Consider the following 26,003-nt stretch of genomic DNA (forward strand, 5'->3'; position numbering starts at 1 on the left):
TTCGCGCGTTGGCAGGGTATGAGAGGAATGCGGCCATGACCCACACCATCATCGACAGCCCCATCGGCAGCCTCACGCTCGTGCGCGGCGACGAGGGGCTCACCGGCATCTTCATGCCCGACCATCGGCCGGTGCCCGACGAGACGGACTTCGGCGACCGCGACGACGCGGCCTTCGCCGACGCGGCGCAGCAGCTCGCCGAGTACTGGGCGGGGGAGCGCACCGCCTTCGACCTGCCGCTCGCGCCGGTCGGCACGCCGTTCCAGCAGCGCGTCTGGCAGGCGCTGCGCGAGATCCCGTACGGCGAGACCCGCACGTACGGCTGGATCGCCGAGCGCATCGGGCAGCCCACCGCAGTGCGGGCGGTCGGCCTCGCGAACGGCCGCAACCCCTATTCGATCGTCGTGCCGTGCCACCGGGTCGTCGGCTCGAGCGGGGCGCTCACCGGCTATGCGGGCGGGGTCGAGCGCAAGCGGTTCCTGCTCGACCTCGAGCGCGGCGACGGGCTCGCGGGCGCCGGGCTAGATTCGGTCGCGTGACCCGTGCGCCGTTCGAGACGATCGTCGCAGCGCACGGCGCGCGGGTGTGGCGGGTGTGCCGGGCGCTGCTCGACGAGCCCGACGCCGACGACGCCTGGAGCGACACCTTCCTCGCGGCGCTCGAGGCCTACCCTCGGCTGCAGCACGACACGAGCATCGAGGGCTGGCTCGTGACCATCGCGCACCGCAAGGCCATCGACGTGCTGCGCCGGCGCTCGCGGCTCGTCGTCGGCGACGTGCCCGAGCGGCCCGCGCCGCCGCAGGGCCGCGACCTCGACCTGGCCCGCGCGCTCTCGCTGCTGCCCACCCGGCAGCGCGAGGCGGTCGTGCTGCACCACCTCGGCGGGCTGCCGTTCGCCGAGGTCGCGGCCGTGCTCGAGTCGTCGACGGATGCGGTGCGTCGCGCCTCGTCCGACGGCGTGCGGCGCCTGCGTGCACTGATGGGCGGCGGCGACCATGGCTGACCTGCCCGGCGCGATCCCTGCGCCCCCGCTCGATGCGCTGCGCGCGCGCCTCGCCGAGCGCGCGGCGGCGGCGGGGCTCCTCGACGTCGCCTACCGCTCGCTCGACACGGCGCTCGGCACGCTGCTCGTCGCCGCGACGCCCGCGGGGCTCGTGTCGGTCACCTTCGACGGCGCCCATCCCGAGCAGACCCTCGACCGGCTCGCGGTCGAGCTCAGCCCGCGGGTGCTCGAGGCCCCCGCTCGGCTCGACGACGCGGCTCGCCGGCTCGAGCGGCTCATCGCCGGCCGCGCGCGGGCCTTCGACGGCCCGCTCGACCTCTCGCTCGCGCGCGGCTTCGGGCGCGAGGTCGTCGAGCGGCTGCGCGAGATCCCCTACGGCGAGACCCGCTCGTACGCCGAGGTCGCCGCGGCCGTCGGCTCGCCGCGGGCGGTGCGCGCGGTCGGCACGGCCTGCCGGCGCAACCCGCTGCCGATCGCCATCCCCTGTCACCGGGTGGTGCGAAGCAACGGCTCGCTCGGCCAGTACGCGGGCGGTGCCGAGGCCAAGCGCCTGCTGCTGGGCGTCGAGGCCGCCCGGCGCGGGTAGCGTGAATCCATGCCCGCCACCGAGCTCCTCGCCGTCATCGAGCGCGACGGCTTCGTCGAATCCGAGCACCGCGGGGTCGCCGCGCTCGTCGACCCCGACGGCCGCGTCCTCGAGGCCCACGGTCCCATCGACCGCCCGTTCCTCGCCCGCAGCGCGCTCAAGCCCCTCTTCGCGGCCGCGCTCCTCGACGCCGGCCTGATGGAGCTCGAGCCCGCGCACGCGGCGCTCGCGAGCGCGAGCCACTGGGCCGACGACGAGCACGTGACGACCGCGCAGGCGATGGCGGCCGCGCACGGCGTCGACGAGGAGGCGCTCCGCTGCCCGCCGATGAAGGCGCCCGATGGCACGCAGCGGCGCTTCGCCCACATGTGCGTCGGCAAGCACATCGCGATGGCAGCCTCGGCCCGCGCCATGGGTGCGCCCGAGGAGTACTGGGCCGACGACCACCCCATCGAGGCCGTGCTCCGGTCGAGCCTCGCCGAGGTGACGGGCGAGCCGATCAGCGGCTTCGCGCACGACGGCTGCGGCGCGCTCGTCTTCCCGACGACCCCCGTCGGCCTCGCGCGGGCGTTCCGCCGCCTCGCGCCCGACGGCACCGGCGGCCACCGCGCGGTCGGCGACGCGATGCGCGCGCATCCGACCCTCATCGACGGCGCGGGCCGCCCCGACGCGGTCGTGATCGCGGCGACCGGATGCGCGACGAAGTTCGGCGCGGAGGGCACGCAGGCGATCGTGGCCCCCGACGGCACCACGGCGGTCGTGAAGTCGGCCGACGGCGCGCGCCGCCCCGGCGCCCCGGTGGCGCTCGCGCTGCTCGAGCGCGCGGGAGCGATCCCGGCGGGCACCCTCGAGTTGCTCGCGGAGCCGCTCGGCCTGATCCAGAAGAGCGCCGACGAGCCGGTCGGGCGCCTCAGCGTCGTGGTCTGACCGCGGCAGCCGGCCGCCCGCGCGGCGCGCCGGCGAGCAGCGCGGCCGTCTCGAGCGAGAGGGCGATGAGCGGGCCGTGCGGGTAGTAGCCGGTGGCGAGCACACCCGCCACGAGCACCACGAGCGTGACCGCCAGCAGCGCCCTGGCCCACCGTCGCCAGCCCCGCGCGCTCACCGCGGCGAGCACGCCGGCCAGGCCGATGACGACCAGCAGCGGCCCCTCCGCGCCCCAGAGCACGTGGAGCGGCGCCGTGGGAGGGGTGCTGAGATAGCTGATCGGGGTGACGATCGCGCCGAGCAGGATGGTGACGGCGAAGGCTGTTCCGCCCCAGCGGGCGCGCCGAAGATCGGGTAGCAGCGCCGCGCCGATCGCGAGGAACGACACGCCCGTGAGCGCGCCGAAGACGACGTAGGGGTCGTCCACGGCACCCCGCAGCGCCCGCCACGGCTCGAGGCGGCTGAGCGCCGAGACCCACGGGGCGCCCCAGTCGGCCGCGGTCAGCGGCAGCAGCAGCAGCGCCCACAGCCCACCTGCGAGGGAGAGCGCGATGCGCCCGCGCCGGATGGGGTCGGCGAGCTCGGGCGGCGGCGTCGGCGCGGCCCGCGTCCGGGTGGTCACGCGCCATGCCTAGCAGGGCACGCCGCGCGCGGGAAGAGGTGACCGCGGAGCCGCACCGTGCCTAGGCGACGAGCGCCGGCGCCTCCGCGTCCATCCTCGCCGCGCACGCCGCGGCGAACGCGCCGAAGCCGCGCTCGACGACGCCGAGCAGCGTCGGGTCGGTCGCGAGGTGGCGGCGCCACCCGGCCACCGCATCCGGGCTCCGCAGCTGCGAGAGCGTCGGCGAGGCCACGGAGTCCCACAGGCGCATGACGCGGTCGTCGGCCTCGAGGTGGAACTGCATGCCGACGGCCGAGCCGTAGCGGAACGCCTCGTTCTCGACGGTCGCGCTGCGGGCGAGGAGCGTCGCTCCTGGAGGCAGCGACACCACGTCGCTGTTCCAGCGCATCGCGCCGAGCCGGCCGACGTGGGCGCCCAGCCAGGGCTCGGGCTCGAGCACGTCGATGTCGACGATGCCCACCTCGTCGACCGCGCCCTCGCGGTGCTCGGCGCCGAGCGCCCGGCCGAGGATCTGGTGGCCGAGGCACAGGCCGAGCACCGGGATCTCGGCGTCGATCGCTCGGAGCGCCAGGTCGGCCGTCAGCTGCAGCGAGGGGAACGCGTCGACGTCGGCGGCGCTCATCTGCCCGCCGGTGATGACGATGCCGGCGATCTCGTCGAGGGGCGGCAGTGCGGTGGGGAAGACCGCCTCGCGCGTCGGCAGGTGCGACAGCAGCGTGGTCGCGTGGCCGCCCGTCTCGTACTCGATGTGCTTGATGAACAGGACGGAACGCGTCACCTGGGCTCCCTCTCGCGCGGACTAGCCTCAGGATATGACGGTCTTCGCCATGGCCCCCGACGGCGTGCGCATCGCGCTCCACGAGCTCGGCGACCCGGGCGGCGCCCCCGTGCTGCTCATCCACGGGTTCTCGTCGAACGCGCAGCGCAACTGGATCGACACCGGCTGGGGCGACGCGCTCGCCCAGGCGGGGCTCCGCGGGATCGCCATGGACCTCCGCGGCCACGGCGAGAGCGACCGCCCGTCGACCGGCTACGACGTGCCGCGCTTCGTCGACGACGTCGACGCGGTGCTCGAGCAGCTCGCGCTGCCCGAGGCGCCGGGCGCGATCGGCTACTCGATGGGCGCGCGGCTGCTGTGGCGGCACGCCGGCACCCGGCCGCACGCCTTCCGCGCCCTCGTGCTCGGCGGGCTCCCGGCCGGCGACCCCTTCGAGCGCTTCGACGTCGACCTCGCGCATCGCGCCCTCGAGGAGCAGGCCGAGCCGGGCCGCATGGAGTCGTTCATCGTCGAGCTCGCGAGCGTCTTCCCCGAGCACGACCCGGCCACGCTCGTGACGCTCGCGGGCGAGGTCTCGGCGACGCTCTTCGACCCCGCCCAGGCGCCCCCGACGGTGCCGACGCTGCTGATGACCGGCGAGAAGGACGACCGCGCGGACGACACGGCCGAGCTGCTGCCGCTGCTGCGTGACGGCCGGTTCGAGGCGATCCCCGGGCGCAACCACATCAACGCGCCGACCTCCGGCACCTTCCGGCGCACCGCATCCGCGTTCCTCGCCGAGCACCTGGCCGGCGGGCGCTGAGGCAGGGGAGCAGCGCGATGGCCGACCTCGACGCGGTGGCGGCGCGGCTGACGGCGCTGCTCGACCGCTACCGCCCCGAGCTCGTCGACGGCGCCATCTACGGCGTGCCCGCGTGGGTGTGGCCGGGCGCGACCGGCCACGACTACTTCGCGGCGATGAAGCGCAACAGGGCCGACGTCGGCGTCTACCTGATCATCATGGATCGCTACCCCGACGACCTCGCGCTCGCGTCGCCGGCGCTGCAGGCGCGTCGCACCGGCCGGGCCACGCTCTCACTCCGAGCCCTCGACGACGAGCTCGAGCGCGAGCTCGCGGCCCTGCTCGACCGGCTCATGGTGCGCTATCGCGCCGAGCACGGCGGCTGACGGGGCGGATGCGCCGAGGCCGGCGGGCGGGAGGCCGTCCGGAGACGATGCAGGGCCGGTCGGGTTCTCCCGACCGGCCCCAGTCCCTTGCACCAAGTGAGGCTTGAGCCTCCGCTTCCGCTGATCGCCACAGCACAACGATCAACGTGCGACGAACGTATAACGGATCGGTAACGAGCGCGCCCAGATATCCCTGAGAAATCCCTGTGCCTCGTCGGCCGGGGACGCCTCAGAAGCGGTCGGGGCTCGGGCCCGAGGCGAGCACCGTCACGTCGGCGTGGCGGTCGAACCGGTAGCCGGCGCCCCGCACGGTGCGGATGATCTCGGCGTAGCCGCCGAGCTTCGCGCGCAGGCGGCGCACGTGCACGTCGATCGTGCGTTCGTTGGGCCTGTCGTCGGCGTCGGCGTCCCACAGCGCGTCGATGATGTCGCAGCGGCCGACGGTCGAGCCCTCGCGCAGCACGATGTGCTGCAGCAGCTCGAACTCGCGGTAGGTGAGCGGCGCGATGTCGTCGCCGATCGCGACGCGCTTGCGCGTCAGGTCGATGACGATGCCCGGGTCGCCCTCCGCCTCGACGGCGGGCTGCTGCACCGCCGGGTCGCCGAGCGCGCGGCGCACGACCTCGACGTCGCGGCCGCCCGCGCCGGCGGGTGCGAGCGCCACGGCGGCGTGCGTCTCGGCGCTCGGCGCGAGGCGCGAGGTGAGGGCGCGCAGCTCGCCGACGAGCCGTGCGAGCTCGATGTGGTCGGCGGCGGCGGCGTCCTCGCCGAGGCCGACGTAGAGCACGAAGCCGCGGGCCTCGGTGCCGTCGGGCACGGCGCGCACGGGCGCGGGTGCGGCGGGCGCCGCGGCGGGGGCGGCGGAGCGGATGCGCGGGGCGGGCGCGGGGACGAAGGCCCGCTCCGGGGCGAGGGCGGCGGTGCCGCTGAAGCGGGGCTGCTGCAGCGACGGGCGGCGGGTGCGGGCGGTGGCGGGGAATGCGGTGATGGTCATGGGAGGGCCTTCCGGCGTGCGGTCGGCGGCCGCGCCGCCCGACGATGCGGGTACGGCGATGCGGGCCGCCGACTCGAGGAGTCGATCGGTCGTGCGCGAACCGGTGCTGGTTCGGAGGGGACCGCTCTCGTGGGCTGCTCAGGCCCGAGGGTGCGACGGCGTAGGCGTCAGCGACTCCTCATGGAGCGGTCGGACGGTGCGAGCTTCGCTCAAGCACACATTCGACGCATGTCGACCATCGGCATCATCATGCCGTTCGTCCCGTTCGTCGCGAGGACGGACAAGGGGCGGAAGGTGGTCGTCATGCCCGCCAGTATCCCGGGTTCGCTCGCGCGATGTCAAACAGCGCGCGATTGTGACGAAGTGTGACGGCCGGTGGCGCCGGTGCTCGCAGACCGCCGCCGCTCAGCGGCCGCCGGCGCTCAGTGACCGACGGTGCCGTACAGGCGGTCGCCCGCGTCGCCGAGCCCGGGCACGATGAAGCCCTGCTCGTTGAGGCGCTCGTCGAGAGCCCCCAGCACGATCGTCACGTCGTGGCCGTCCATGTCGCGCTCGACGCGCTCGAGGCCCTCCGGCGTGCCGAGCAGGCAGATGGCGGTCACGTCGACGGCGCCGCGGTCGAAGAGGAACTGCATCGCCGCCGACAGCGAGCCGCCGGTCGCGAGCATCGGGTCGAGCACGAAGCACTGGCGGTCCGAGAGGTCGTCGGGCAGCCGCTCGGCGTACGTGTACGGCTCGAGGGTCTCCTCGTTGCGGGCCATGCCGAGGAACCCCACCTCGGCGGTCGGCACGAGCGCCGTCATGCCGTCGAGCATCCCGAGCCCGGCGCGCAGGATCGGCACGACGAGCGGCCGCGGCTCGGCGATCTCGACGCCGGTCGTCGTCGTCACCGGCGTCCGGATCTCCTTGGGCGTCACCCGCACGTTGCGCGTGGCCTCGTAGGCGAGCAGCGTCATCAGCTCGCCGACGAGCGAGCGGAAGGTGGGGGAGGGGGTGCGCGCATCCCGCAGCACGGTCAGCTTGTGGGTGACGAGCGGGTGGTCGGCGACGTGGACTCGCATAGGGTTCAGGGTAGTGGGCGCGCAGCGGGGCGCCCGACCCGGGAGGGCGGAGCATGCGGCCATCGGCGCGCGACGAGGCGCTCATGCGGCTCGCGCTCGAGCAGGCGGCCGCGGCCGAGCGCACCGCCGACGTGCCGGTCGGCGCCGTCGTCGTCGACGCATCCGGCACCGTCATCGGCACCGGCCGCAACGAGCGCGAGGCGCGCCACGACCCGACCGCGCACGCCGAGGTCGTGGCGCTGCGGGAGGCCGCGGCCGCGCTCGGCACGTGGAGGCTCGACGGATGCGCGCTCGTCGTCACGCTCGAGCCGTGCGTTATGTGCGCGGGCGCGATCCTCGCGAGCCGCGTCGCACGCGTCGTGTTCGGCGCGTGGGACGAGAAGGCCGGCGCCGCCGGCAGCGTCGTCGACGTGCTGCGGGAGCGGCGGCTGCCGCACCGCGTCGAGGTGGTCTCGGGCGTGCTCGCCGACGAGGCCGAGGCGCAGCTGCGCGCCTTCTTCGCCGAGCGCCGCTGAGCGCTGGTATGCCCGCCGGGCGCCGTCGCTCGACCGGCTCCGTGCGGCGCCGACCGGACTATCCGGCCGGCCGCGCAGAGAGCCGGTCGACGAACGGGGCGCGGGCAGTCGCCGGGGCGCTCAGCCCCAGAACACCGCGATCAGCAGGTTGACGAGCGCAAGCCCGCCGGCGATGTGGAAGAAGGTCTTCACGCGCGGCTCGGGCAGCGAGACGTCGGCGACCGGCCGGGCGCCGCCGGCCGCGAGGCCCGCCTTCTCGGCGCGGATCGCGCGGCCGCGCAGGAAGCCCAGCAGCGCCGCGACGAACACGACGACGGCGATGAGGCCCTTGATGCCGAGCTTCATGTGGTTCACGTCGCCGTCGCCGGCCATCGCGAGGCCGTAGAGGGCGACGCCCGAGACGAGCTGCAGCGAGGCGCCGATCAGCATCATCGTGAAGTTGAAGCCGGACTTCGCCCGCATCTGCAGGAAGAAGGTGCCGACCAGCAGCGAAGCGCCGATCAGGTGCAGGGCGACGAGCAGCGAGTGCAGGAACTCCATGCAGACAGCCTACACAACTTGCCGCTCAGACGGTCAGTTGCCCGACTGGATGACGATGTGGTCGGTCGACGGCGCGATGTCCGGCCGCTCGACGTAGAGGTCGGGCTCGATGTAGATCACCCGCGCGTGCGGCACCTCGGTGCGCAGCATCGACTCGAGGTCGTTGATGGTGCCCGCCACGTGCTCGATGTCGGACTGCGGCGGGAACGCCACCTTCGCGGCGATCATGAGCTCGTCGGGGCCCAGGTAGAGCGTCTTCATGTGGATGAGCGACTCGACCCCGGGGGAGGCGTTCAGGATGCGCTGGATCTTCGCGTGGTCCTCGCGCGTCGCGCCCTCGCCGATCAGCAGCGACTTCATCTCGATCGCGAGCACGATCGCGACCGCGATCAGCAGCGCGCCGATCATGAGCGTGCCGATCGCGTCGAAGAGCGGGTTGCCGGTCAGCACCGACAGGCCCACCGCGGCGAACGCGAAGACGAGGCCGAGCAGCGCCGCGAGGTCCTCGAGCAGGATGACGGGCAGCTCCGGGCTCTTCGCCTTGCGGATGAAGCTCCACCAGCTCGCCTTGCCGCGCACCGCGTTGGCCTCCTTGATGGCCACGCGGATCGAGAACGACTCGAGCACGATCGCGATGCCGAGCACCGTCAGCGGCAGCCACGGCACCTCGATCTCGTGCGGCTCGCGGATCTTCGAGATGCCCTCGTAGATCGAGAACAGGCCGCCGACCGAGAAGAGCACGAGCGCCACGATGAACGCCCAGACGTAGCGCTCGCGGCCGTAGCCGAACGGATGCTCCTCGCTCGCCCGCTTCTTGGCCAGCCGCCCGCCCAGCAGCAGCAGCAGCTGGTTGCCGGCGTCGGCGACCGAGTGGATGGCCTCGGCCAGCATCGATGCGGAGCCCGAGAAGAACCAGGCGATGAACTTGGTGATGGCGATGCCGGTGTTCGCGAGGAACGCCGCGACGACCGCCTTCGTACCGTGGGATGCGCTCACGGCGGCGAGTCTACGCGCGGGAGGGTGGCGGCTCGCCCCGACTAGCCTGGGCGGCATGACCGACCTCCTCCCTCCCATCGCCATGCTCGGCGTCGGCTCCATGGGCGGCGCGATCCTCACCGGCCTCGCCCACCACGGCGCGGAGCGCATCGTCGTCACGAACCGCACGGCCGAGAAGGCCGCGGGCATCCGGCTCGACGGCGTGGAGTCGATCGCGCTCGCCGACGAGCCCGACGGCAACGCGCGAGCGGTCGCCGGCGCGAAGCTCGTCGTGCTCGGCGTGAAGCCCGCGGGCATCGTCGACCTCGCGCGCGAGATCGCGCCGCACCTGGAGCCGGATGCGGTGGTCGTCTCGATCGCGGCGGGCACGACGACGGCGTCCATCGAGGCCGCGCTGCCCGCATCCGTCCCCGTGGTGCGGGCGATGCCGAACACGCCGTCGCACGTCGGGCTCGGCGTGACGGGCGTCGCCGGCGGCGCGCGCGCCTCGGCGGACGACGTGGCGCTCGTGGCGCGCATGTTCGAGGCGGTCGGCGAGGTGATCGTGCTCGACGAGTCGCAGATCGACGCGCTCTCGACCATCTCGGGCTCGGGCCCGGCCTACGTCTTCCTGCTCATCGAGGAGCTCACCGGCGCGGCGGAGCGCATGGGCTTCACCCCCGAGCAGGCGGCGACGATGGTGCAGGGCACGTTCCGCGGCGCGAGCGAGCTGCTCGCCGCCGACGGCGCCGAGCCGGCAGAGCTGCGCCGTCGCGTGACGAGCCCGAAGGGCACGACGGAGCGCGCCGTCGCCGTGCTGCAGGAGGCCCGCCTCGGCGAGGTCTTCGACCGCGCGACCGCCGCGGCGCTCGCGCGCGCGCAGGAGCTCGCCGCCGGGTGACGCGCGTCAGCGCAGGTGGCCGCCGAGGCGTCGCGCGCGCTGCACGACGCGCAGCAGCTCCGCGGGCGACAGCTCGAGCTGCGCCGGGAGCGCGACCGGGGCAGGCTCCCGCAGCAGCCTGCCGTTGAGCAGCGCCCCGAGCCGCGCGGGCAGCGGCAGCGCCCGCAGCTGGTCGGCGACGTGCTCCTCGCGCGGCAGCAGCACCGCGAAGCGCTGGCCGAGCAGCGTCTCGAGGCGCGCGGAGCGCACGTGCGCCCACTGCACCCGCGAGCCGCCGCCGAGCATCGCGCCGTCGGCGGTGAGCACGACCGCGCGCGACGCCGTCGCCCACCGCGCCACGAGCACCGGCACCCCGAGCAGGCCGAAGAAGCCGAGCGCGACGGCGCCGAGGAGCGCCGCGGGCACCGCCGCCCACCTGGGCTCGCTCACCCACCCCGCGATGAGCAGCGCGCCGATCGCGGCGAAGACGAGCGCCCCGACGACGGCCGCGGCGATGCCGCCGACGACCGCGCGCACGACCACCTGCCCGGAGCGCTCGAGCTCCTCGATGGCGGCGTCGGCGGTCCGTGCCACGCGCTAGACCCGGTCGCCGTCGACGTACTGCCAGCCGCGGTCGCGGCGGAAGCGGCTGAGCTCGCGCATCGAGCCGCGCGCGCCCTCGGCCGTCCAGTGCGACTCGAACGTCACCGTGCCCTCGCGGTCGAACGGGCCTCCGCCCGATGTGCCGAGCACGTCGAGGCGCAGCCAGCGGATGCCCGGGTCGAGCTCGAGGGAGCGCGGGCGCGTCGAGGAGTGCCACGAGGCGAGCAGCCAGTCGACGTCGCCGACGGCGAAGGCCGTGAAGCGGGAGCGCATGAGCGCCTCGGCGGTGGCGGCCTCGCGCTCGCCGCTCAGCACGGGCCCGCAGCACTCGCCGAAGGTGAGCCCCGTGCCGCAGGGGCAGCGCCGGGCGTCGTCGGGCACGGCCGCGCGCTCGGCCCGCTCAGGCACTCAGGCCCGCGAACCGCTCGATGTCGTTCTGGTTGCCCGACACGATGATGAGGTCGTGGTTCGAGACGATCGTCTCGGGGGTCGCGTAGGTGAACTCGCCGCCCGGGCTCTTCACGCCCACCACGGTCAGGTGGTACTTCGAGCGGATGCGCGACTCGGCGAGCGTGACGCCGCGGATGTGCTTCGGCGGGTACATCTTCACGATCGCGAACTGGTCGTCGAACTGGATGTAGTCGAGCATCCGGCCCGACACGAGGTGCGCGACGCGCTCGCCGGCCTCGGCCTCGGGGTAGATGACGTGGTTGGCGCCGATGCGGCTGAGGATCTTGCCGTGCGACTGGCTGATCGCCTTCGCCCAGATCTGCGGCACGCCGAGGTCGACGAGGTTGGCGACGATGAGCACCGACGCCTCGATCGAGGAGCCCACCGCGCACACCGCGATCGAGAAGTCGCCCGCGCCGACCTGCTTGAGCGCGTCGATCGAGCGGGCGTCGGCCTGCACCGTGTGCGTGAGCCGCTCCGACCACTTCTGCACGAGGTTGATGTCGTCGTCGATCGCGAGCACCTCGCGGTCGAGGCGCGCGAGCTGCCCTGCGGTGGCGGCGCCGAAGCGGCCGAGCCCGATGACGAGCACCGGGGCGTCGTGCGGGATCCTGTCAACCAACGATCGGCCTCTCCTCGGGGCGAGTGAACAGCTGCGTGGTCTGGCTCGCCGCCAGCGCCGCGGCGAGCGTCACACTACCAATGCGCCCGACGAACATGGTCAGGGCCAGGATGACCTTGGCCGGGTCCTCGAGGCCGGGCTGCGTGAAGCCCGTGGAGAGCCCCACCGTGGCGAACGCGCTGATGACGTCGAACAGCACGAACGACAGCGGCGCACCGGTGATCTCGAGCAGCACGATCGTGACGCCCGCGACGATCGTGGCGCTCCACAGGGTGACCGAGACGGCCAGGCGGAGCACGTCGGAGGGGATGCGCCGGCCGAACGCCTCCATCGACTTGCGGCCGCGCGCCTCGGCGATCGCGGCGAGGAACAGGATCGCGAGCGTCGTCACCTTGATGCCGCCCGCGGTCGACGCGGAGCCGCCGCCGACGAACATGAGCATGTCGGTCACGAGCAGGCTCGAGTTGTGGAGCAGCCCGAGGTCCTCGAGGGCGAAGCCGCCCGAGCGCGCCATCGTCGAGAGGAAGAAGGCGTGGAGCACCTGCTGGCCGAAGTCGGCCGTGCCCCAGGAGTCGGCGTTGCCCCACTCGAGCACGAGGTAGGCCAGGCCGCCCGCGAAGAAGAGCATGAGCGAGACGGAGATCGTGAGCTTGACGTGGAGCGACCACTGGCGGGGCGCGCCCAGGTGGCGCAGCAGCACGAAGTAGACGGGGAAGCCGAGCGAGCCGATGAAGACGCCGACCATCATCACGCCGAGGAACCACGGATCGGTCGCGTACGGCTCGAGCCCCTCGACGGTGGGCACGAAGCCCGAGTTCGTGAACGACATGAACGACCAGTAGGTCGCCTCGTAGACGGCGGTGAGGAACGGCTTGCCCTCGAGCAGGATGCGCGGCAGCAGCAGCACGATGAGCGCCGCCTCGAACACGGCCACCGAGAGCGCCACGGTGCGCAGCAGCCCGCCGACCTCGCCGAGCCGGATGGCCTGGCTCTCCTTCACCACGCCCTTGCGCACGCGGGACGGGTTGGAGTCGCCCGCGGCCATGAGCCGCTGGCGCAGGCCGAGCTTGCGGGCCACGGTGAGGCCGAGGATCGAGGCGAGCGTCAGCACGCCGATGCCGCCCACCTGCACGCCCACCATCACGACCGCGTTGCCGAAGGGGCTCCAGTGGGTGGCCATGTCGACGACCGTCAGCCCCGTCACGCACACGACGCTCACGGCCTGGAAGAACGCATCCACGAACGGCGTCGGCTCGCCGGTGGCCGTGGCCCACGGCGTCATGAGCAGCACCGCGAAGAGCAGGTTCATGCTCGCGAAGACCATGATCGCGAACCGCGCCGGGTACGCCCCGGCGAACTGCTCGAGGCCGTCGCGCCATCGACTCGGGAGCGCCGTCATCCCCGGCGTCCGCTGCTCCGCCACCTGCTGCGCCTTCCGCGGGATCGAAGCGCCGCAGGGCGGCGCAGGACGGGGCAAGCGTAGTCCCGTCGGGCGCGAGCCGCGTGCGAGGGTGGTTTGTCGCGCCTGGCGCCGCGCTGGCATGCTGTGCGCATGGCCGACATCTTCTCCGTCATCGCGGACAGCACGCGACGCGACATCCTGGGCGTCCTGCTCGAGCGCCGCGCGGCGACGGGCGAGGCGAGCGTGAGCCAGATCGTCGACGCGCTCGGCGTGCCGCAGCCGACGGTGTCGAAGCACCTCCGCACCCTGCGCGACGCGGGCCTCGTCACGGTGCGCGAGGACGGCCAGCACCGCCACTACGCGATCGTGCTCGCGCCGTTCGACGAGATCGACGACTGGCTGATGCCGTTCATCTTCGCCGAGGGCGAGCAGGACGAGGCGTCGCTCGGCGCCGCCGCGTTCGCCGCCTGGGCGGGCGTGCAGGTGCCGGCGCCGCTGCGCGCGGCGGCCGACCAGGCCCGCCTCGCGGCGGAGCAGGCGCGCGTCGCCGCCGAGCAGGCGCTCGCGCGCATGAGCGACCGCGTCGAGCACCCGGCCCCCGTCGGCGCATCGCTCGGCCGCAGGGCCGCCGAGGGCATGCACGACCTGCAGGACCGCGTGCAGGAGGCCCGCGACCGCATCCACGAGGTGCAGGACCGCCTGCACGAGATGCAGTCGCGCGCGTCGCAGCGCCTCGACGACGCGAAGGGCAAGCTGCGCAAGCGCGAGGAGGAGGACGAGCGCCGCGCCGCGCTCCGCGAGGACGGCCACGCCGCCCGCGAGCAGGACGACTCCCGCCTCGACTGACCCCGAGGGGCCGACATGCGGCGGCTCGCCGCGTTCGGGTACGATGTCGAGAGCGTTTTCCCTGCGCGGACCTCGAGGTCGTGCAGCGTCAGCGAGCAATCCCGATCGGAAGTGAGGAACCTCTATGGGTTCTGTGGTGAAGAAGCGCCGCAAGCGCATGGCGAAGAAGAAGCACCGCAAGCTGCTTCGCAAGACGCGCCACCAGCGTCGCAACCGCAAGTAAGCCGGTTGCATCCAGAGCCGGGACCTGCATCAGCAGGCTCCCGGCTTCTGCATGTCCGGGCCGCGGCCGGCCGCGCCGGGCGACCTAGGCTGGGCGCATGGTCGAGATCACCTTCATCGCCAAGCCCGGCTGCCACCTCTGCGACGAGGCGAGGCCCGTCGTCGAGCGCGTCGTCGCCGGCTTCCCCGGCGCGACGATGCACGAGGTGTCGATCCTCGACGACCCCGCGCTCGAGGCGCGCTGGAGCGAGGACATCCCCGTCGTGCTCATCGACGGGCGCCCGCACTCCTCCTGGCGCGTCGACCCCGTGAAGCTGGCCGAGCGCATCCGCGCGGTGGAGCTCAAGGGCTGAGGCCCTTTCGGGCCTCAGCCGCGACCCCAGCGCCGACGCCCGTCTCGGGCATCGGGCCCGCCTTACGGCGTGAGGCGCGTCGGCCCGCGGAACAGGTAGGTCGTCTCGCGGATCGAGCCGAGGCCCAGCAGCAGCATGACGACGCGCGCGAGGCCCATGCCGAAGCCGCCGTGCGGGGGCACGCCGTAGCGGAAGAAGTCGAGGTACTCCTCGAGCTCGGCGGGGTTCATGCCCTTCTCGACGATCTGCGCCTCGAGCACGTCGACGCGGTGCTCGCGCTGCGCGCCCGTCGAGATCTCGACGCCGTTGTAGATGAGGTCGTACGAGTTGGTGACGTCGTCGCGGCCCTCGGGGCGCAGGTGGTAGAACGGCCGCACGCTCGACGGGTACTCGGTCACGAAGACGAAGTCGTGGCCGGTCGTCTCCTTGACGTGCGCCGAGATCTGCCGCTCGGCCTCCGGGTCGAGGTCGCCGTCCTGGCGCTCGATCGTGTGGCCGCGGGCCTCGACGATCGCCTTCACCTCGGCGTGGGGGATGCGCGGGAACGGCAGGGCGGGCACCTGCACCTCGATGCCGAAGTGCTCCTGGATCTCGGCGCCGTGGCGCTCGACGACGGCGGCGAGCGCCTTCGCCAGCAGCGTCTCGTGCAGCTGCATGACGTCCTCGTGCGTGTCGATCCACGAGATCTCGGAGTCGATCGACGTGAACTCGGTCGCGTGGCGGCTCGTGAAGGAGGGGTCGGCGCGGAACGCCGGGCCGATCTCGAAGATCTTGCCGAAGCCGGCTGCCTGCGCCATCTGCTTGAACAGCTGGGGGGACTGCGCGAGGTACGCGGTGGTCTCGAAGTAGGGCACCTCGAAGAGCTCGGCGCGCGACTCGGAGGCCGTCGCCATGAGCTTCGGCGTGTGCAGCTCGATGAAGCCCTCATCGATCCAGTGCTGGCGCATCGCGTGCTCGATGGTCGTCTGCACGCGGAAGATGAGCTGCGCCTCGGGGCGGCGCAGGTCGAGGAAGCGCCAGTCGAGGCGCTTGTCGATCGACGAGTCCTCGGCGATCGGGGAGTCCTTGGCGACCGACTCGACCGTGAGCGAGCCGACCTTGACCTCGAGCCCGCCGAGCTTCACGCGCTCGTCGGCCTTCAGGTCGCCCGTCACCGTGACGAACGAGCCGTGCATGAGGCCCGAGATGGTCGCGGCGGTCTCGGCCGTCTCCTCGTTCACCGGGTTCACGAGCTGCGCCGAGCCCGACTCGTCGCGCAGGATCACGAACTGCACGCGCTTCTGGTCGCGCACCTTCTCGACCCAGCCCTGCACCTGCACGGGGCCGTCGGGGAGCGATGCGAGGTCCTTGATGAGAGTCCGAGTCACGGGCCGATCCTACCGACGCCGCGCCGGGCCGCCGCGCCGGAGCTCCCCGCCGACGGTCGCGACGAGCGCCCAGCCGGCGACGAGCACCACGGCCGCGGCGCCGAGCGCGACCCAGCCGGCGGCGGCCGGCACCGACGCATCCGGCGCCTCCGAGAGCACGAGCAGGGCGACGCCCGCGACCGCGAGCACGAGCACCGCGAGCGCCACCGGCGTGCCGTGCGCCCGGTGCGCGACGTAGCGCGCCCACGTCCACAGCAGGCCCGCGCCCGCGGCGACGACGAGCGCGATCGCGAGCGGGACGAGGAGGGGCACGGAGCCATCCTCCCAGGCTCGGGCATCATGGGAATCGTCGCTACGATGGCTTCATGCCCGCCCGTCGCCTCCATCTCGTGCGCCATGGCGAGGTGCACAACCCCGAGCGCGTGCTCTACGGCCGCATGCCGGGCTACCTGCTCTCGGAGCGCGGGCAGCGCATGGCGCAGCTCGCCGTCGACCACCTCGCCACCGGCCCGGCCGCGCGCAGCGTGGTGCGGCTCGCCGCGAGCCCGCTCGAGCGCGCCCAGCAGTCGGCCGAGCCGTGGGCGGCCGCGTTCGGGCTCGAGACCCGCACCGAGCACCGCATCATCGAGCCGACGAACGACTTCGAGGGCAAGACGTTCGAGGCGAGCGGGGCGCTGCGCCACCCGTCGGCGTGGCCGCTGCTGCGCAACCCCTTCCGTCCCTCGTGGGGCGAGCCCTACCGGGCGATCGCGCAGCGCGTCGTCGCCGCGATGGAGGACGCGTGGGATGAGCTCGACGAGTCGGAGGACGACGGCGACATCGTCATGGTGAGCCACCAGTCGCCGATCTGGATGGCGCACCTCGAGCTCGCCGGCAAGCGGCTCTGGCACGACCCGCGCACGCGCCGCTGCCAGCTCTCCTCGATCACGAGCTTCGCCCGCGTCGACGGCCGCTTCACCGAGATCGACTACGCCGAGCCGGCCGCCGAGGTCGACGCGATCGACGCGGGAGCGGTGTGATGGGGCGGATGCGCAAGGTCGCGGCCGCGGTCGCTGTCGCGTCGGCGCTCGTGCTGGTCGGCTGCTCGAGCGCCGACGGCGTGGCGGGGCAGGTCGGCGACGCCGGCTACATCGCGGGCGACGGCGTCGTCACCGAGATCGCGCCCGACCAGCGGCAGACGCCGGGCGACTTCGCCGGCGCGCTCGCCGACGGCGGGCAGTTCGACTCCTCCGAGCTCGACGGGGTCGCGCTCGTGAACTTCTGGTACGCCGCGTGCCCGCCGTGCCGGGTCGAGGCGCCGGTGCTCGCCGAGCTGCACGCCGAGTTCGGCGACCGCGTCGACTTCATCGGCATCAACACTCGCGACGGCGCGGCGCAGGCGACCGCGTTCGAGGAGCAGTTCGGCATGGAGTACCCGTCGGTGCTCGACGACGAGACCGCGTCGGGGCAGCTCGCCTTCACCGGCATCGTGGCTCCCAACGCAGTGCCGACCACGCTCGTGCTCGACGCCGAGGGCCGGGTCGCCGCGCGCGTCTCGGGCGCCGTGACCGACACGAGCATCCTCTCGACACTGCTGCAGGAGGAGCTCGAGCGGTGATCGCCTCCGCCGCCCTGGGCACGCTCGCCGCCGCCGCCGACCCGGCGCTGCTGCTCGATCCGGCGGGCGCCGTGCTGAGCGGCCAGCTGCTCGTCTCGATCCCGATCGCGCTGCTCGCTGGGCTCGTCTCGTTCGCGAGCCCGTGCATCCTGCCGCTCGTGCCCGGCTACCTCGGCCTCGTCGGCTCGCTCGTGGGCCGCGACGGCAGCCGCGGCAGGCTCGTCGCCGGCGTCTCGCTGTTCATCGCCGGCTTCGCGCTCGTGTTCGTGCTCGGCAACGCCATCGTGGGCGCCGTGAGCGCCTTCCTGCTGCAGCACAGCGACCTGCTCGTGCGCATCCTCGGCGGCGTGCTCATCGTGCTCGGGCTCGTCTTCGTCGGTCAGTTCTCGTTCCTCCAGCGCGTCTGGAAGCCGCAGCAGGTGCGCGCGGGCGGCCTGTGGGCGGCGCCGCTCGTCGGCATCGTCTTCGCCCTCGGCTGGACCCCGTGCTCCGGCCCCACGCTCGCCGCCATCAGCGCGCTCACGGTCACGACCGGCTCCGCCTCCCAGGGCGCGGTGCTCGGCCTCGCCTACGCGCTCGGGCTCGGCATTCCGTTCCTGCTCGTCGCGCTCGGCCTCGGCTGGGCGGGCGGCGCGGTCGCGTGGCTGCGCCGGCACATCCGCCTCATCAACATCCTGGGCGGCGCGATGCTCATCGCGATCGGCGTCCTCATGGTCACCGGTGCGTGGAACGCCATCATGCAATCGCTCCAGGGTTGGATCGCCTCCGTTGTCACGATCATCTGAGTCGGGCTCCGACCCGCTGCGGCCGGGCGACCACGTCGACGCGCCCGCCGAGGCGACGCGGCAGCCTGGCGACCCGAGGCTCGACGCGCGCGGCTGGGGGCGGTTCCTCTGGCGGCAGCTCACCTCGATGCGCACGGCGATCGTGCTGCTGCTGCTCCTCGCGGTCGCGGCGATCCCCGGCAGCCTCGTGCCGCAGCGATCCTCCGACCCCAACGGCGTCATCCAGGTGCGCGCCGACAATCCCGAGCTCGTGTGGCTCTACGACGCGCTCTCGCTGCACGACGTCTACTCGAGCCCCTGGTTCTCGGCCATCTACCTGCTGCTGTTCACCTCGCTCGTCGGGTGCGTCATCCCGCGCCTCGTGCACCACTGGCGCGCCATGCGGGCGCTGCCGCCGCGCACCCCCGCCCGGCTGTCGCGGCTCGTGGGGTTCCAGACCGTGCCCGGCGACGCATCCGACCTCGACCGCGCCGACCGCGTGCTGCGCCGGCTCGGCTACCGCACGACCCGCTACGGCGACTCGATCTCGGCCGAGCGCGGCTACCTCCGCGAGACCGGCAACCTGCTCTTCCACATCTCGATGCTCGCGCTGCTCGTCGTCATCGGCATCGGCTCGGGCTTCGGCTACAGCGGGCAGCGGCTCGTGATCGAGGGGCGCGGCTTCGCCAACACGCTCTCGAGCTACGACTCGTTCACCGCCGGGCAGTGGTTCGACGACGCGGGGCTCGCGCCGTTCGCGGTGCAGCTCGACGACCTCGACGTCGTCTACGAGACCGAGAACCCCAACGCCGTCGGCGCGCCGCTCGACTTCACGGCGCACGTGTCGGTGACCGAGGGCGGCGAGGCGCGCGCGGCGCAGATCAAGGTGAACGAGCCGCTCGCCGTCGCGGATGCCGACCTCTACCTCATCTCGAACGGCTACGCCCCGCGCATCTCGGTGCGCGACAGCGAGGGGCAGGTCGTCTACGACGAGTACACGCCGTTCCTCGCGCAGGACGACCTCATGACGAGCCTCGGCGTCATGAAGCTGCCGGACGGGCTCGAGGAGCAGCTCGGCCTGCGCGGCTTCTTCTACCCGACCGCGGTCGTGCAGGAGACGGGCGCGCTCGCCTCGGCCTACCCCGACCTCGCGAACCCCGTGCTGTCGCTGCAGGCGTTCACCGGCGACCTCGGGCTCGACTCGGGCATCCCGCGCTCGGTGTATGCCCTCGAGACCGAGGAGATGACGCAGATCGCCGGCGGCGACAGCGGCGTCGACGCGCTCACGATGGTGCCGGGGCAGACGCTCGACATCCCCGGCGGGCTCGGCTCCATCACGTTCGAGGATGTGCGGCGCTACGGCGTGATCGAATCGCACGTCGACCACACGCAGACCCCCGTCTTCTGGATCACCGTCGTGCTGTTCGTCTCGCTGCTCGCGTCGCTGCTCATCCCGCGCCGCCGCATGTGGGTGAAGGCGACGTCGGCCGGGCTCGAGCTCGCGGGCCTCGCGCGGGGCGAGGACCCGACGCTCGAGCGAGCCGTCGACGACCTGGGTCGGCGCATCGTCGAGCCCGCCGCCGCAGGCGGTCGCGCCGAGCGCGGGAGTACGATCGAACCGTGACCCCAGCAGACCTCAACGCCTACTCGCTGCTGCTCGTCTACTCGGCGATGGCGGTGTACACGCTGTCGTTCGTCGCCTACGCGGTCGACGTCGCGCGCCGCTCCGCCGCGAAGCCGGCACCCGCGACCGCGCGCGAGCTGGTCGGCGCGGGCGCGCCCGTCCCGCCCGCCGAGCTAGTCGCATCCGCCCCGCTGCCGGGCCGCGGCGCGCGCATCGGGTTCACGCTCATCGTCATCGCGTGGGCGCTGCACGTCGGCGGCGCGGTGCTGCGCGGGCTCTCCGCGGGCCGCGTGCCGTGGGCGAACATGTACGAGTTCGCGCTCACCGGCATCGCCGTGATCGTCGGCGTCTTCGTGCTCTCGCGCGTGTGGCGCGACCTCAACTTCCTCGGCGTCTTCATCTCGGGGCTCGCGACCGTCTTCCTCGGCGTAGCGACCGTCAACTTCTACGTCGCGCCCACGCCGCTGCCGCCGGCGCTGCAGTCGTACTGGCTCGTCATCCACGTCTTCGTCGCGACGCTCGCCACCGGCCTCTTCGCGCTGGGGTCGGGCCTCAGCATCCTGCAGCTCATCAAGGAGCGCCGCGACAACGGGTTCCTGCGGTCGCTGCCGTCGACGGTCGCCCTCGAGGACCTCGCGTACCGCGTCGGCGTGATCGGCTTCATCTCCTGGACGTTCACGCTCATCGCCGGCGCCATCTGGGCCGAGCACGCCTGGGGCCGCTACTGGGGCTGGGACACCAAGGAGGTGTGGACGTTCGTGATCTGGGTGATCTACGCCGGCTACATCCACGCCCGCGCCACGCGCGGCTGGCGGGGCTCCCGCTCGGCCTGGCTGCAGCTGGTCGGCTTCGCCGCCGTGCTCTTCAACTTCACGGTCGTCAACCTCTTCTTCAAGGGCCTGCACGCGTACAGCGGGCTGTAGGCCGCTCGCCGGCTGGCCGGCACGCGTGCTGGCTCATCGTTCGTCAACCGGCTCCGCGTGAGGGCGACCGGATAGTCCGGTCGGGCGCGCACCTGGCGGGTCGACGAACGGTGGCTTCCTACTCCTCCGCGACCGGCCGCGCGGCCCACGGCCGCCGCTCGTGCACGTCGCGGCGCACGAGCGCGAGGACCGCGTCGACGACGTATGCGGGGTCGAACAGCACCTGCTCGTAGGTGAAGCGCAGCACGCGGTACCCGAGCGCCGTCAGCTGGGCGTCCCGCCGGCGGTCGACGGCCTGCTGCGCGCGCGAGCCGTGCCACTCGACCGAGTCGATCTCCACGACCAGCGACCTGCCGATCAGGAAGTCGCAGAACTCGCCGGGCAGCAGCTGCGCCTGCTGCTCGAAGGCGATGCCGCAGCGCCGCAGGAGCGCCGCGAACGTCGACTCCGAGCCGGAGCCGGACAGATGGCTGGCTCGCTCGAGGCCCGCTCGCCGTCGCGCGGGGAGGGCGGCGGCCATTTCGTCGAGGTCGGAGCGCTGCACCTTCCCCTGCTGCAGCGCGGAGTCCGCAGCGGCGATGAGGTCGGAGGTCGCGAGGCAGCCGGTGGCCACGGCGAGCGCGGCCACGACCCCGTCGACCGCATCCCAGGGGCGGAGGTCGAGCAGATGCGCGTGCATGCGGTGCACGAGCACCCCGTCGCGTCCCTCGGCGCGGTCCACCCGCTCGCTGTGGGTCTCGCGGTTGACCCGCACGTGCAGGTCGTCGTCACCGTGCGGCACCCAGACGCCGTGCGCGCGGAACGCCGAGACGCACGAGACGACGCCGCCGAGCCGCAGCGCGCGGGTCGCGTCGCTCTCGAGGCCGCTGAGCGCCACCCAGCCGCGGAGCGGCGTCCAGAGCGCGCCGCTGTCGCGGAGCCGGCGCAGCTCGGCGCGGGTCGCGTGCTCGGTCGCGGCGCTCGTGGTGCAGACGCCGCCCATGGCGCCGAGCCAGTCGAGGAAGTGCATGCGCCGGAGGATGGCGCGACGTGCGCACGGCCCGTCGCCCCGCGCATCCGCTCTGTGGAGAGCCCCGTTCGTCGACCGGCCAGGTGCGCGTCCGGCCGGACTATCCGGCCGGAGCCTCGCGGAGCCGGTTGACGAACGGGGCGGGCGGCGAGGCGGACGGATGCGCCTCAGAGGTGGGGGAGCGCGGCCGCGAGGCGCGCGCGCCAGTGGGCGGTGCGCTCGGGCGACGCCGCGTGCGCCGCGAGCAGCGCCGGATCGGGCGCGACGCGGCCGGCCGGGATCGAGCCGCCGACCGGCACGAGCGGCTCGGCGACGTCGGCGGCGAGGAGCGCGCCCGTGCCCAGGCCGCAGTCGAAGGGCAGCTCGGGCAGCGCGGCCGCGAGCGCGGCCCCCATCGACAGCCCCACCGACGAGTCGAGTGCGCTCGAGACGACCGCCGGCAGCCCCGCGTCGGCGACGATCGCGAGCGCGGCGCGGATGCCGCCGAGCGGCTGCGCCTTCACGACCACCACGTCGGCCGCGCCGGCGCGCGCGACGAGCAGCGGATCCTCCGCCTTCCGCACCGACTCGTCGGCCGCGATCGGGATCGCCAGCCGGTGCAGCCTGGCCCGCAGCTCGGCGAGCTCGGGCACCGTGGCGCACGGCTGCTCGACGTACTCGAGGTCGAAGCGCTCGAGCGCGCGCACCGCGGTCTCGGCCTCGTCGACGCCCCACCCGCCGTTCGCGTCGACCCGGATCCGCGCATCCGGCAGCAGCGCGCGCACCTCGGCCACCCGCGCGACGTCGTCGGCGAGCACCTGGCCGGCCTCCGCCACCTTCACCTTCACGGTGCGGCAGCCGTCGTAGCGGGCGAGCACCGCGGCGACCGCGTCGGGCGCGACGGCGGGCAGCGTCGCGTTCACGGGCACGCGGTCGCGCACGGCGGCCGGGCGCTCCAGGTCGGCGTCCTCGAGCGCCGCGCGCAGCCACCGCGCGGCCTCCTCGGACCCGTACTCGAGGAAGGGGCTCCACTCGCCCCAACCCGCAGCGCCCGAGAAGAGCGCGACCTCGCGCACGTCGACGCCGCGGAAGCGCGTCACGAGCGGCAGCGAGACGACGTGCATGCGGTCGGCGAGCCGCTCGTAGGCGAGGTCCACGCGCCCATGCTCGCACGCCTGCCAGACTGTGCGGGTGAGCGAGCTGCCCTGGGTGACCGAGACGCGCGCGACCGGCGCGCGCCGCCGCAATCCGGTGTGGGGCATCCTCGCGCTCGTGGCGGCGCTCGTGTGCGGCGCGATGTTCCTCGTCTCGGTCGGCATCGCGTTCGTCGAGCTCGACGGCCTCGTCATCTGGCTGCTGCCGGTGTGGGGCATCGTCACGCTGCTCTCGATCGCCTTCGCCATCACCGCCGCGGCGAAGCGCGGCACGGCCAACATCACGATGGCGGCGATCACCGGCGGGCTGCTCGTGATCTCGAACCCCGTGATCTTCCTGGTGATCGGCTTCGCACTGGGCCTGCTGCAGTAGCGGGGCGCGGATGCGGTGGCATCCTTGGGGCCATGGCGTCGGCGCCGCAGTTCCACATGCCCGACGAGGCGGAGCCGCCTCGCGAGGGCGGCGTGCGGCGCTCGCACATCGCGGTCGCGCTCGTGGCGCTGCTGGTGGGCGTCGGCGCGACGCTGGGCGTGCAGGCGCTCGCCGCGCAGAGCGGCCCGCGCTCGGAGCAGGCGGTGCGCGACGCGGTGCTCGGCTACCTCGGCGCGATCGCGGCGGGCGACGACGAGACCGCCGACGCCGCGCTGCTCGGCTCGGCGCAGCGCGCGTCGGCGCAGCCGAGCTCGATCGCGGCGGACGGGAGGCTGCGCAGCCCGCGCATCACCGAGGTCGTGCTGGGCGACGGCACGGCGCGCGTCGACGTCTCGTACGCGGTCGCCGACCGCACGATCCTGAGCCGCATCGAGGCGGTCTTCGCCGACGGCGCCTGGCGCATGCAGCGCACGCTCGGCGAGCCGGTGCCGATCTCGTCGGCGCTGTCGGTGCCGGTGCAGGTCGACGCGATCGGCGTCGTGCCCGCGACCCGCAGCCTGCTGCTCCTGCCCGGCAGGCACACGATCGCCCCGATCGAGACGGCGCTCGTGACGATGCCCGGCAGCACCGTCGACGTCGACGGCGACCCGCGCACGCAGTCGGCGATCGACCTCGAGCCCACGCTCACCGCGGCCGCGCTCTCGCAGCTCGCCGCGACCGGCAGCGGCTTCGCGGCGGCGTGCAGCGCCGACCGCTCGTGCAATCTGCCCGCCGGCTTCAACGCCTCGACCCTGCCCGACCCGATCGTCGTGCCCTGGTCGGGGCAGGCGGGCGAGGTCGCCGTGCGCGTGCCGATCGCCTCCGGCGACGTCGGCACGGCGCTCGAGGTCGTGGGCCGCATGAGCCCCGACCTGTCGACGTTCGAGGGGATGCGCTGCGCGCTCGCGGGCGAGGAGCCCCGGCCGTGCGGGCCGTGACGACGCCGGCGCGCGCCCTCGCCCCGCGCTCGGCGGCTCGCCCGCGCGGCTGACGGCGCGCGTCCGCCGCGCCGCGTAGCATCGCCGCATGCTCGAGGACCTGCTGCACGAGACCGACGCGCCCGAGCGCGAGCCCGCGCCGCGCGACCGCGACCGCCGCAGCGCCCGCCGCGGCGCGCTGTCGCTCTGGCTCCTGGCGATCGCCGTCGTGCTCTACGGCGTCTCGCTCGCGCAGCAGATGAGCTACCTCTTCGCGCCGCGCCCGGGCGAGCTGCCGCTCGTCGTGGCGGTGCTCGTCGCCGCCGTGGTGCTCGGCCTCAGCGGCGTGGTGGTCGGATGCATCGCGGCGACGAAGCCGGACGGCCGCCGCACCGGCGTGTTCGGCGCCGCGCTGGGCCTCGGCCTGCTCGTGCTCTTCGCCGCGGCGAGCTGGTTCGGCTGGGGCTTCCTCTCGGCGCTCTCCGCCCCGGTCTGATCCGGGCATCCGGATAACGATCCGGGCACGGCGCACCCGCGCCGGGCGCGACCGCGCCAGGATGAGGGCGTGCCGACGGAGATGCCCGACTTCGCGATGCCGCCGGAGGCGGATGCTCCGGCGAGCGCCGCGGCGGCCGATGCGGCCCCCGCGACCGGCGCGGCCGGCGAGCCGTCCGCCGCGCCGCACGCCACGCATCCGGAGCGCTCGCGCGAGCCGGCGTCGCCGAGCGACGAGGACGAGGAGCCCTGGGGCCGGCCGGATCCGCAGCCGGTCCGGCGCCCGTGGCGCCTCCTGCTCGCCGCGACGCTCGTCGGCGTGCTGCTCGGGGCCGGGCTCGTCTCGGCGGTGCAGGGGATGGAGCGCGCGGCGGGCGACGGCGACCGGGCGCGGCTGACCGAGGCGGCGATGGCCTACCTCACGGCGATCGCGGACGGTCGAGCGGAGGAGGCGACGCGGCTCGTGCCGCCTCCCGGCCTCGCCGGGGCGGCCGATCTGCTCACCGACCCCGTCCTCGCAGCAGCGGGCCGGATCACCGAGCCGCAGGCGGGCTTCGCGCAGATCGAGGGCGACGAGGCGCGCATCGAGGTCGGCTTCGTGCTCGGCCGCACCGACGTCTCGCGCACGCTCGAGGCGGTGCGGGAGGCGGGCGGCTGGCGGGTGACGACCTCGCTCGCGGAGCGCGTGCAGAACTACGCCTACGGCCCCGGAACGTCGAGCGTGTCGCTCGCGGGCGTGCCGGCGGCGTCGGGCGAGCTGCTGCTCTACCCCGCGCTCTACATGACCGACGCCCACGACGACGGCTTCGTGAGCACGCAGTCGGTCACGTTCAGCGTCGACGGCGACGCGCGCACGGTGGTCGAGATCTCGCCGATGGTGCAGGTCGCGCCCGGCGTCGCCGAGCGGCTCGAGCCGGTCGCGATGGCGTTCGGGCTCGCGTGCCAGCTGCGCGAGGACTGCGGCATCCCGCCCGGCGAGCTCGTGCCGACCCATCAGGTGCAGCCGTACCTCGAGGGGGCGGATGCGACGCAGGCGTCGGTCTACCTCGCGCGCTCGACCGACGCAGGCGGCGAGCTCGAGTGGCACGAGGTGCGCATGCGCGGCGACTTCGCGGACGGCGCGGATCCGGGGGACTGGGAGTGCGGCATGCCGAGCCTCGGGACGGGGCAGGTCGAGGCCTGGGAGGCGTGCGTCCCGTAGGGCGGGAGCGGGTGCCTG

The 26,003-nt window shown here is 73.9% G+C and carries 34 protein-coding genes; 20 read left to right on the plus strand and 14 right to left on the minus strand.

The features are described from left to right. Window positions 1-35 precede the first annotated feature (35 nt). From AC1RNL_RS03650 to AC1RNL_RS03665, 4 genes are read left to right on the plus strand one after another with little or no spacing between them, the layout of a single operon-like run. Window positions 36-539 carry a methylated-DNA--[protein]-cysteine S-methyltransferase gene (locus tag AC1RNL_RS03650; RefSeq protein ID WP_492934479.1) on the plus strand — a complete coding sequence of 168 codons (504 nt, stop codon included), beginning with the start codon at window positions 36-38 and terminating at the stop codon, window positions 537-539. Then, window positions 536-1,003, plus strand: coding sequence for an RNA polymerase sigma factor (locus AC1RNL_RS03655; RefSeq protein WP_492934480.1), 468 nt, complete (start codon window positions 536-538; stop codon window positions 1,001-1,003). The genes AC1RNL_RS03650 and AC1RNL_RS03655 overlap by 4 nt, the downstream gene beginning before the upstream one ends. After that, on the plus strand, window positions 996-1,589 hold the full coding sequence (locus tag AC1RNL_RS03660; RefSeq protein ID WP_492934481.1) for a methylated-DNA--[protein]-cysteine S-methyltransferase: 594 nt from the start codon (window positions 996-998) through the stop codon (window positions 1,587-1,589). Before AC1RNL_RS03655 ends, AC1RNL_RS03660 begins: the two co-directional genes overlap by 8 nt. 9 nt (window positions 1,590-1,598) lie before the next feature. Next, window positions 1,599-2,516, plus strand: a complete 918-nt coding sequence (locus AC1RNL_RS03665; protein ID WP_492934482.1) for an asparaginase — start codon at window positions 1,599-1,601, stop codon at window positions 2,514-2,516. Here AC1RNL_RS03665 and AC1RNL_RS03670 read toward each other — a convergent pair. After that, complete coding sequence (locus AC1RNL_RS03670) at window positions 2,500-3,135, minus strand: hypothetical protein (RefSeq protein ID WP_492934483.1); 636 nt, start codon at window positions 3,133-3,135, stop codon at window positions 2,500-2,502. The genes AC1RNL_RS03665 and AC1RNL_RS03670 overlap by 17 nt on opposite strands. Before the next feature lie 61 nt (window positions 3,136-3,196). After that, complete coding sequence (locus tag AC1RNL_RS03675; RefSeq protein ID WP_492934484.1) at window positions 3,197-3,913, minus strand: type 1 glutamine amidotransferase; 717 nt, start codon at window positions 3,911-3,913, stop codon at window positions 3,197-3,199. Window positions 3,914-3,947: 34 nt separating this feature from the next. On the opposite strand from AC1RNL_RS03675, the gene AC1RNL_RS03680 reads away from it, so the two are divergent. Both AC1RNL_RS03680 and AC1RNL_RS03685 read left to right on the plus strand, forming a co-directional pair. Then, on the plus strand, window positions 3,948-4,715 hold the full coding sequence (locus AC1RNL_RS03680) for an alpha/beta fold hydrolase (protein WP_128189188.1): 768 nt from the start codon (window positions 3,948-3,950) through the stop codon (window positions 4,713-4,715). A gap of 17 nt (window positions 4,716-4,732) precedes the next feature. After that, entirely contained in the window at window positions 4,733-5,080 is a 348-nt protein-coding gene (locus AC1RNL_RS03685; protein ID WP_492934485.1) for a hypothetical protein, read from the plus strand. A 229-nt stretch (window positions 5,081-5,309) separates the two neighbouring features. Here the strand turns inward: AC1RNL_RS03685 and AC1RNL_RS03690 are convergent, their stop codons facing one another. After that, on the minus strand, window positions 5,310-6,074 hold the full coding sequence (locus AC1RNL_RS03690; RefSeq protein ID WP_492934486.1) for a winged helix-turn-helix domain-containing protein: 765 nt from the start codon (window positions 6,072-6,074) through the stop codon (window positions 5,310-5,312). A 422-nt stretch (window positions 6,075-6,496) separates the two neighbouring features. After that, window positions 6,497-7,135 carry a uracil phosphoribosyltransferase gene (gene upp / locus AC1RNL_RS03695; protein ID WP_364195474.1) on the minus strand — a complete coding sequence of 213 codons (639 nt, stop codon included), beginning with the start codon at window positions 7,133-7,135 and terminating at the stop codon, window positions 6,497-6,499. 53 nt (window positions 7,136-7,188) lie between these two features. On the opposite strand from upp, the gene tadA reads away from it, so the two are divergent. Next, window positions 7,189-7,650: a tRNA adenosine(34) deaminase TadA gene (gene tadA, locus AC1RNL_RS03700; protein ID WP_492934487.1), complete on the plus strand. Its 462-nt coding sequence runs from the start codon at window positions 7,189-7,191 to the stop codon at window positions 7,648-7,650. 120 nt (window positions 7,651-7,770) lie between these two features. On the opposite strand, the gene AC1RNL_RS03705 is transcribed toward tadA, so the two are convergent. After that, the gene (locus AC1RNL_RS03705) at window positions 7,771-8,190 is read right to left on the minus strand and encodes a hypothetical protein (RefSeq protein ID WP_364195471.1); all 420 of its coding nucleotides are present in this window, start codon (window positions 8,188-8,190) and stop codon (window positions 7,771-7,773) included. 33 nt (window positions 8,191-8,223) lie between these two features. Beyond that, window positions 8,224-9,186 carry a cation diffusion facilitator family transporter gene (locus AC1RNL_RS03710; protein ID WP_492934488.1) on the minus strand — a complete coding sequence of 321 codons (963 nt, stop codon included), beginning with the start codon at window positions 9,184-9,186 and terminating at the stop codon, window positions 8,224-8,226. Window positions 9,187-9,241: 55 nt separating this feature from the next. On the opposite strand from AC1RNL_RS03710, the gene proC reads away from it, so the two are divergent. Continuing rightward, the gene (gene proC / locus AC1RNL_RS03715; RefSeq protein WP_400529007.1) at window positions 9,242-10,066 is read left to right on the plus strand and encodes a pyrroline-5-carboxylate reductase; all 825 of its coding nucleotides are present in this window, start codon (window positions 9,242-9,244) and stop codon (window positions 10,064-10,066) included. A gap of 6 nt (window positions 10,067-10,072) precedes the next feature. Here proC and AC1RNL_RS03720 read toward each other — a convergent pair whose 3' ends face one another. The 4 genes from AC1RNL_RS03720 to AC1RNL_RS03735 are packed head-to-tail and all read right to left on the minus strand — an operon-like array spanning window position 10,073 to window position 13,119. Continuing rightward, a complete protein-coding gene (locus AC1RNL_RS03720; protein WP_492934489.1) occupies window positions 10,073-10,639 on the minus strand; it encodes a hypothetical protein in 567 nt (188 codons plus the stop codon). A 3-nt stretch (window positions 10,640-10,642) separates the two neighbouring features. Further along, window positions 10,643-11,056: a YchJ family protein gene (locus tag AC1RNL_RS03725; RefSeq protein WP_492934490.1), complete on the minus strand. Its 414-nt coding sequence runs from the start codon at window positions 11,054-11,056 to the stop codon at window positions 10,643-10,645. Further along, window positions 11,049-11,720, minus strand: coding sequence for a potassium channel family protein (locus AC1RNL_RS03730; protein WP_128189196.1), 672 nt, complete (start codon window positions 11,718-11,720; stop codon window positions 11,049-11,051). Before AC1RNL_RS03730 ends, AC1RNL_RS03725 begins: the two co-directional genes overlap by 8 nt. Beyond that, a complete protein-coding gene (locus AC1RNL_RS03735; protein ID WP_492934508.1) occupies window positions 11,713-13,119 on the minus strand; it encodes a TrkH family potassium uptake protein in 1,407 nt (468 codons plus the stop codon). The genes AC1RNL_RS03730 and AC1RNL_RS03735 overlap by 8 nt, the downstream gene beginning before the upstream one ends. 153 nt (window positions 13,120-13,272) lie before the next feature. Here AC1RNL_RS03735 and AC1RNL_RS03740 point away from each other — a divergent pair, with 153 nt between their 5' ends. The 3 genes from AC1RNL_RS03740 to AC1RNL_RS03750 all read left to right on the plus strand — a co-directional run bounded on the left by AC1RNL_RS03740 (window position 13,273) and on the right by AC1RNL_RS03750 (window position 14,543). After that, window positions 13,273-13,968, plus strand: coding sequence for an ArsR/SmtB family transcription factor (locus AC1RNL_RS03740; protein WP_492934491.1), 696 nt, complete (start codon window positions 13,273-13,275; stop codon window positions 13,966-13,968). Window positions 13,969-14,092: 124 nt separating this feature from the next. Continuing rightward, entirely contained in the window at window positions 14,093-14,191 is a 99-nt protein-coding gene (locus AC1RNL_RS03745) for a 30S ribosomal protein bS22 (RefSeq protein ID WP_021011861.1), read from the plus strand. A gap of 97 nt (window positions 14,192-14,288) precedes the next feature. Next, window positions 14,289-14,543, plus strand: coding sequence for a glutaredoxin family protein (locus tag AC1RNL_RS03750; protein WP_492934492.1), 255 nt, complete (start codon window positions 14,289-14,291; stop codon window positions 14,541-14,543). Window positions 14,544-14,605: 62 nt separating this feature from the next. On the opposite strand, the gene aspS is transcribed toward AC1RNL_RS03750, so the two are convergent. Both aspS and AC1RNL_RS03760 read right to left on the minus strand, forming a co-directional pair. Beyond that, a complete protein-coding gene (gene aspS / locus AC1RNL_RS03755; protein WP_400529014.1) occupies window positions 14,606-15,910 on the minus strand; it encodes an aspartate--tRNA(Asn) ligase in 1,305 nt (434 codons plus the stop codon). Window positions 15,911-15,919: 9 nt separating this feature from the next. After that, a complete protein-coding gene (locus tag AC1RNL_RS03760; RefSeq protein ID WP_310126757.1) occupies window positions 15,920-16,222 on the minus strand; it encodes a hypothetical protein in 303 nt (100 codons plus the stop codon). A 53-nt stretch (window positions 16,223-16,275) separates the two neighbouring features. Between AC1RNL_RS03760 and AC1RNL_RS03765 the strand changes: the two genes are divergently transcribed. Genes AC1RNL_RS03765 through ccsB form a run of 5 tightly spaced genes read left to right on the plus strand, consistent with a single transcriptional unit; the run spans window position 16,276 to window position 20,818 of the window. Then, a complete protein-coding gene (locus AC1RNL_RS03765) occupies window positions 16,276-16,929 on the plus strand; it encodes a histidine phosphatase family protein (protein ID WP_310126755.1) in 654 nt (217 codons plus the stop codon). A gap of 8 nt (window positions 16,930-16,937) precedes the next feature. Further along, window positions 16,938-17,507 (plus strand): TlpA family protein disulfide reductase, encoded by a 570-nt coding sequence (locus tag AC1RNL_RS03770; protein WP_246992331.1) that lies wholly within the window; start codon window positions 16,938-16,940, stop codon window positions 17,505-17,507. Beyond that, a complete protein-coding gene (locus AC1RNL_RS03775; protein WP_400529912.1) occupies window positions 17,507-18,292 on the plus strand; it encodes a cytochrome c biogenesis CcdA family protein in 786 nt (261 codons plus the stop codon). Before AC1RNL_RS03770 ends, AC1RNL_RS03775 begins: the two co-directional genes overlap by 1 nt. Continuing rightward, window positions 18,276-19,895 carry a cytochrome c biogenesis protein ResB gene (gene resB / locus AC1RNL_RS03780; protein WP_400529017.1) on the plus strand — a complete coding sequence of 540 codons (1,620 nt, stop codon included), beginning with the start codon at window positions 18,276-18,278 and terminating at the stop codon, window positions 19,893-19,895. The genes AC1RNL_RS03775 and resB overlap by 17 nt, the downstream gene beginning before the upstream one ends. Before the next feature lie 47 nt (window positions 19,896-19,942). Then, complete coding sequence (gene ccsB / locus AC1RNL_RS03785) at window positions 19,943-20,818, plus strand: c-type cytochrome biogenesis protein CcsB (RefSeq protein ID WP_246993412.1); 876 nt, start codon at window positions 19,943-19,945, stop codon at window positions 20,816-20,818. A gap of 118 nt (window positions 20,819-20,936) precedes the next feature. On the opposite strand, the gene AC1RNL_RS03790 is transcribed toward ccsB, so the two are convergent. Both AC1RNL_RS03790 and AC1RNL_RS03795 read right to left on the minus strand, forming a co-directional pair. Beyond that, entirely contained in the window at window positions 20,937-21,827 is an 891-nt protein-coding gene (locus AC1RNL_RS03790) for an endonuclease domain-containing protein (RefSeq protein WP_492934493.1), read from the minus strand. A 167-nt stretch (window positions 21,828-21,994) separates the two neighbouring features. Next, window positions 21,995-22,963 (minus strand): o-succinylbenzoate synthase, encoded by a 969-nt coding sequence (locus AC1RNL_RS03795; protein ID WP_281440016.1) that lies wholly within the window; start codon window positions 22,961-22,963, stop codon window positions 21,995-21,997. 34 nt (window positions 22,964-22,997) lie between these two features. On the opposite strand from AC1RNL_RS03795, the gene AC1RNL_RS03800 reads away from it, so the two are divergent. The 4 genes from AC1RNL_RS03800 (at window position 22,998) to AC1RNL_RS03815 (ending at window position 25,985) form a co-directional block, all read left to right on the plus strand. After that, window positions 22,998-23,333 carry a hypothetical protein gene (locus AC1RNL_RS03800; RefSeq protein WP_128189209.1) on the plus strand — a complete coding sequence of 112 codons (336 nt, stop codon included), beginning with the start codon at window positions 22,998-23,000 and terminating at the stop codon, window positions 23,331-23,333. 32 nt (window positions 23,334-23,365) lie between these two features. Then, window positions 23,366-24,310 (plus strand): Rv0361 family membrane protein, encoded by a 945-nt coding sequence (locus AC1RNL_RS03805; protein WP_128189210.1) that lies wholly within the window; start codon window positions 23,366-23,368, stop codon window positions 24,308-24,310. A gap of 88 nt (window positions 24,311-24,398) precedes the next feature. Beyond that, window positions 24,399-24,785, plus strand: a complete 387-nt coding sequence (locus AC1RNL_RS03810) for a hypothetical protein (protein WP_128189211.1) — start codon at window positions 24,399-24,401, stop codon at window positions 24,783-24,785. A 69-nt stretch (window positions 24,786-24,854) separates the two neighbouring features. After that, complete coding sequence (locus AC1RNL_RS03815; protein ID WP_246992320.1) at window positions 24,855-25,985, plus strand: hypothetical protein; 1,131 nt, start codon at window positions 24,855-24,857, stop codon at window positions 25,983-25,985. The last annotated feature ends 18 nt before the right edge of the window (window positions 25,986-26,003 follow it).

This window comes from Agrococcus sp. GW821-FHT14H11 (assembly GCF_058803545.1).

Excerpts from the sequence above, each read along its gene's own strand:
- AC1RNL_RS03650 (WP_492934479.1), top strand. The coding sequence starts at position 36 with ATGACCCACACCATCATCGACAGCCCCATCGGCAGCCTCACGCTCGTG.
- AC1RNL_RS03660 (WP_492934481.1), top strand. The coding sequence starts at position 996 with ATGGCTGACCTGCCCGGCGCGATCCCTGCGCCCCCGCTCGATGCGCTG.
- AC1RNL_RS03665 (WP_492934482.1), top strand. The coding sequence starts at position 1,599 with ATGCCCGCCACCGAGCTCCTCGCCGTCATCGAGCGCGACGGCTTCGTC.
- AC1RNL_RS03680 (WP_128189188.1), top strand. The coding sequence starts at position 3,948 with ATGACGGTCTTCGCCATGGCCCCCGACGGCGTGCGCATCGCGCTCCAC.
- AC1RNL_RS03685 (WP_492934485.1), top strand. The coding sequence starts at position 4,733 with ATGGCCGACCTCGACGCGGTGGCGGCGCGGCTGACGGCGCTGCTCGAC.
- AC1RNL_RS03690 (WP_492934486.1), bottom strand. The coding sequence starts at position 6,074 with ATGACCATCACCGCATTCCCCGCCACCGCCCGCACCCGCCGCCCGTCG.
- upp (WP_364195474.1), bottom strand. The coding sequence starts at position 7,135 with ATGCGAGTCCACGTCGCCGACCACCCGCTCGTCACCCACAAGCTGACC.
- tadA (WP_492934487.1), top strand. The coding sequence starts at position 7,189 with ATGCGGCCATCGGCGCGCGACGAGGCGCTCATGCGGCTCGCGCTCGAG.
- AC1RNL_RS03705 (WP_364195471.1), bottom strand. The coding sequence starts at position 8,190 with ATGGAGTTCCTGCACTCGCTGCTCGTCGCCCTGCACCTGATCGGCGCT.
- proC (WP_400529007.1), top strand. The coding sequence starts at position 9,242 with ATGACCGACCTCCTCCCTCCCATCGCCATGCTCGGCGTCGGCTCCATG.
- AC1RNL_RS03735 (WP_492934508.1), bottom strand. The coding sequence starts at position 13,119 with ATGACGGCGCTCCCGAGTCGATGGCGCGACGGCCTCGAGCAGTTCGCC.
- AC1RNL_RS03740 (WP_492934491.1), top strand. The coding sequence starts at position 13,273 with ATGGCCGACATCTTCTCCGTCATCGCGGACAGCACGCGACGCGACATC.
- AC1RNL_RS03745 (WP_021011861.1), top strand. The coding sequence starts at position 14,093 with ATGGGTTCTGTGGTGAAGAAGCGCCGCAAGCGCATGGCGAAGAAGAAG.
- AC1RNL_RS03750 (WP_492934492.1), top strand. The coding sequence starts at position 14,289 with ATGGTCGAGATCACCTTCATCGCCAAGCCCGGCTGCCACCTCTGCGAC.
- AC1RNL_RS03765 (WP_310126755.1), top strand. The coding sequence starts at position 16,276 with ATGCCCGCCCGTCGCCTCCATCTCGTGCGCCATGGCGAGGTGCACAAC.
- AC1RNL_RS03770 (WP_246992331.1), top strand. The coding sequence starts at position 16,938 with ATGCGCAAGGTCGCGGCCGCGGTCGCTGTCGCGTCGGCGCTCGTGCTG.
- ccsB (WP_246993412.1), top strand. The coding sequence starts at position 19,943 with ATGGCGGTGTACACGCTGTCGTTCGTCGCCTACGCGGTCGACGTCGCG.
- AC1RNL_RS03790 (WP_492934493.1), bottom strand. The coding sequence starts at position 21,827 with ATGCACTTCCTCGACTGGCTCGGCGCCATGGGCGGCGTCTGCACCACG.
- AC1RNL_RS03805 (WP_128189210.1), top strand. The coding sequence starts at position 23,366 with ATGGCGTCGGCGCCGCAGTTCCACATGCCCGACGAGGCGGAGCCGCCT.
- AC1RNL_RS03810 (WP_128189211.1), top strand. The coding sequence starts at position 24,399 with ATGCTCGAGGACCTGCTGCACGAGACCGACGCGCCCGAGCGCGAGCCC.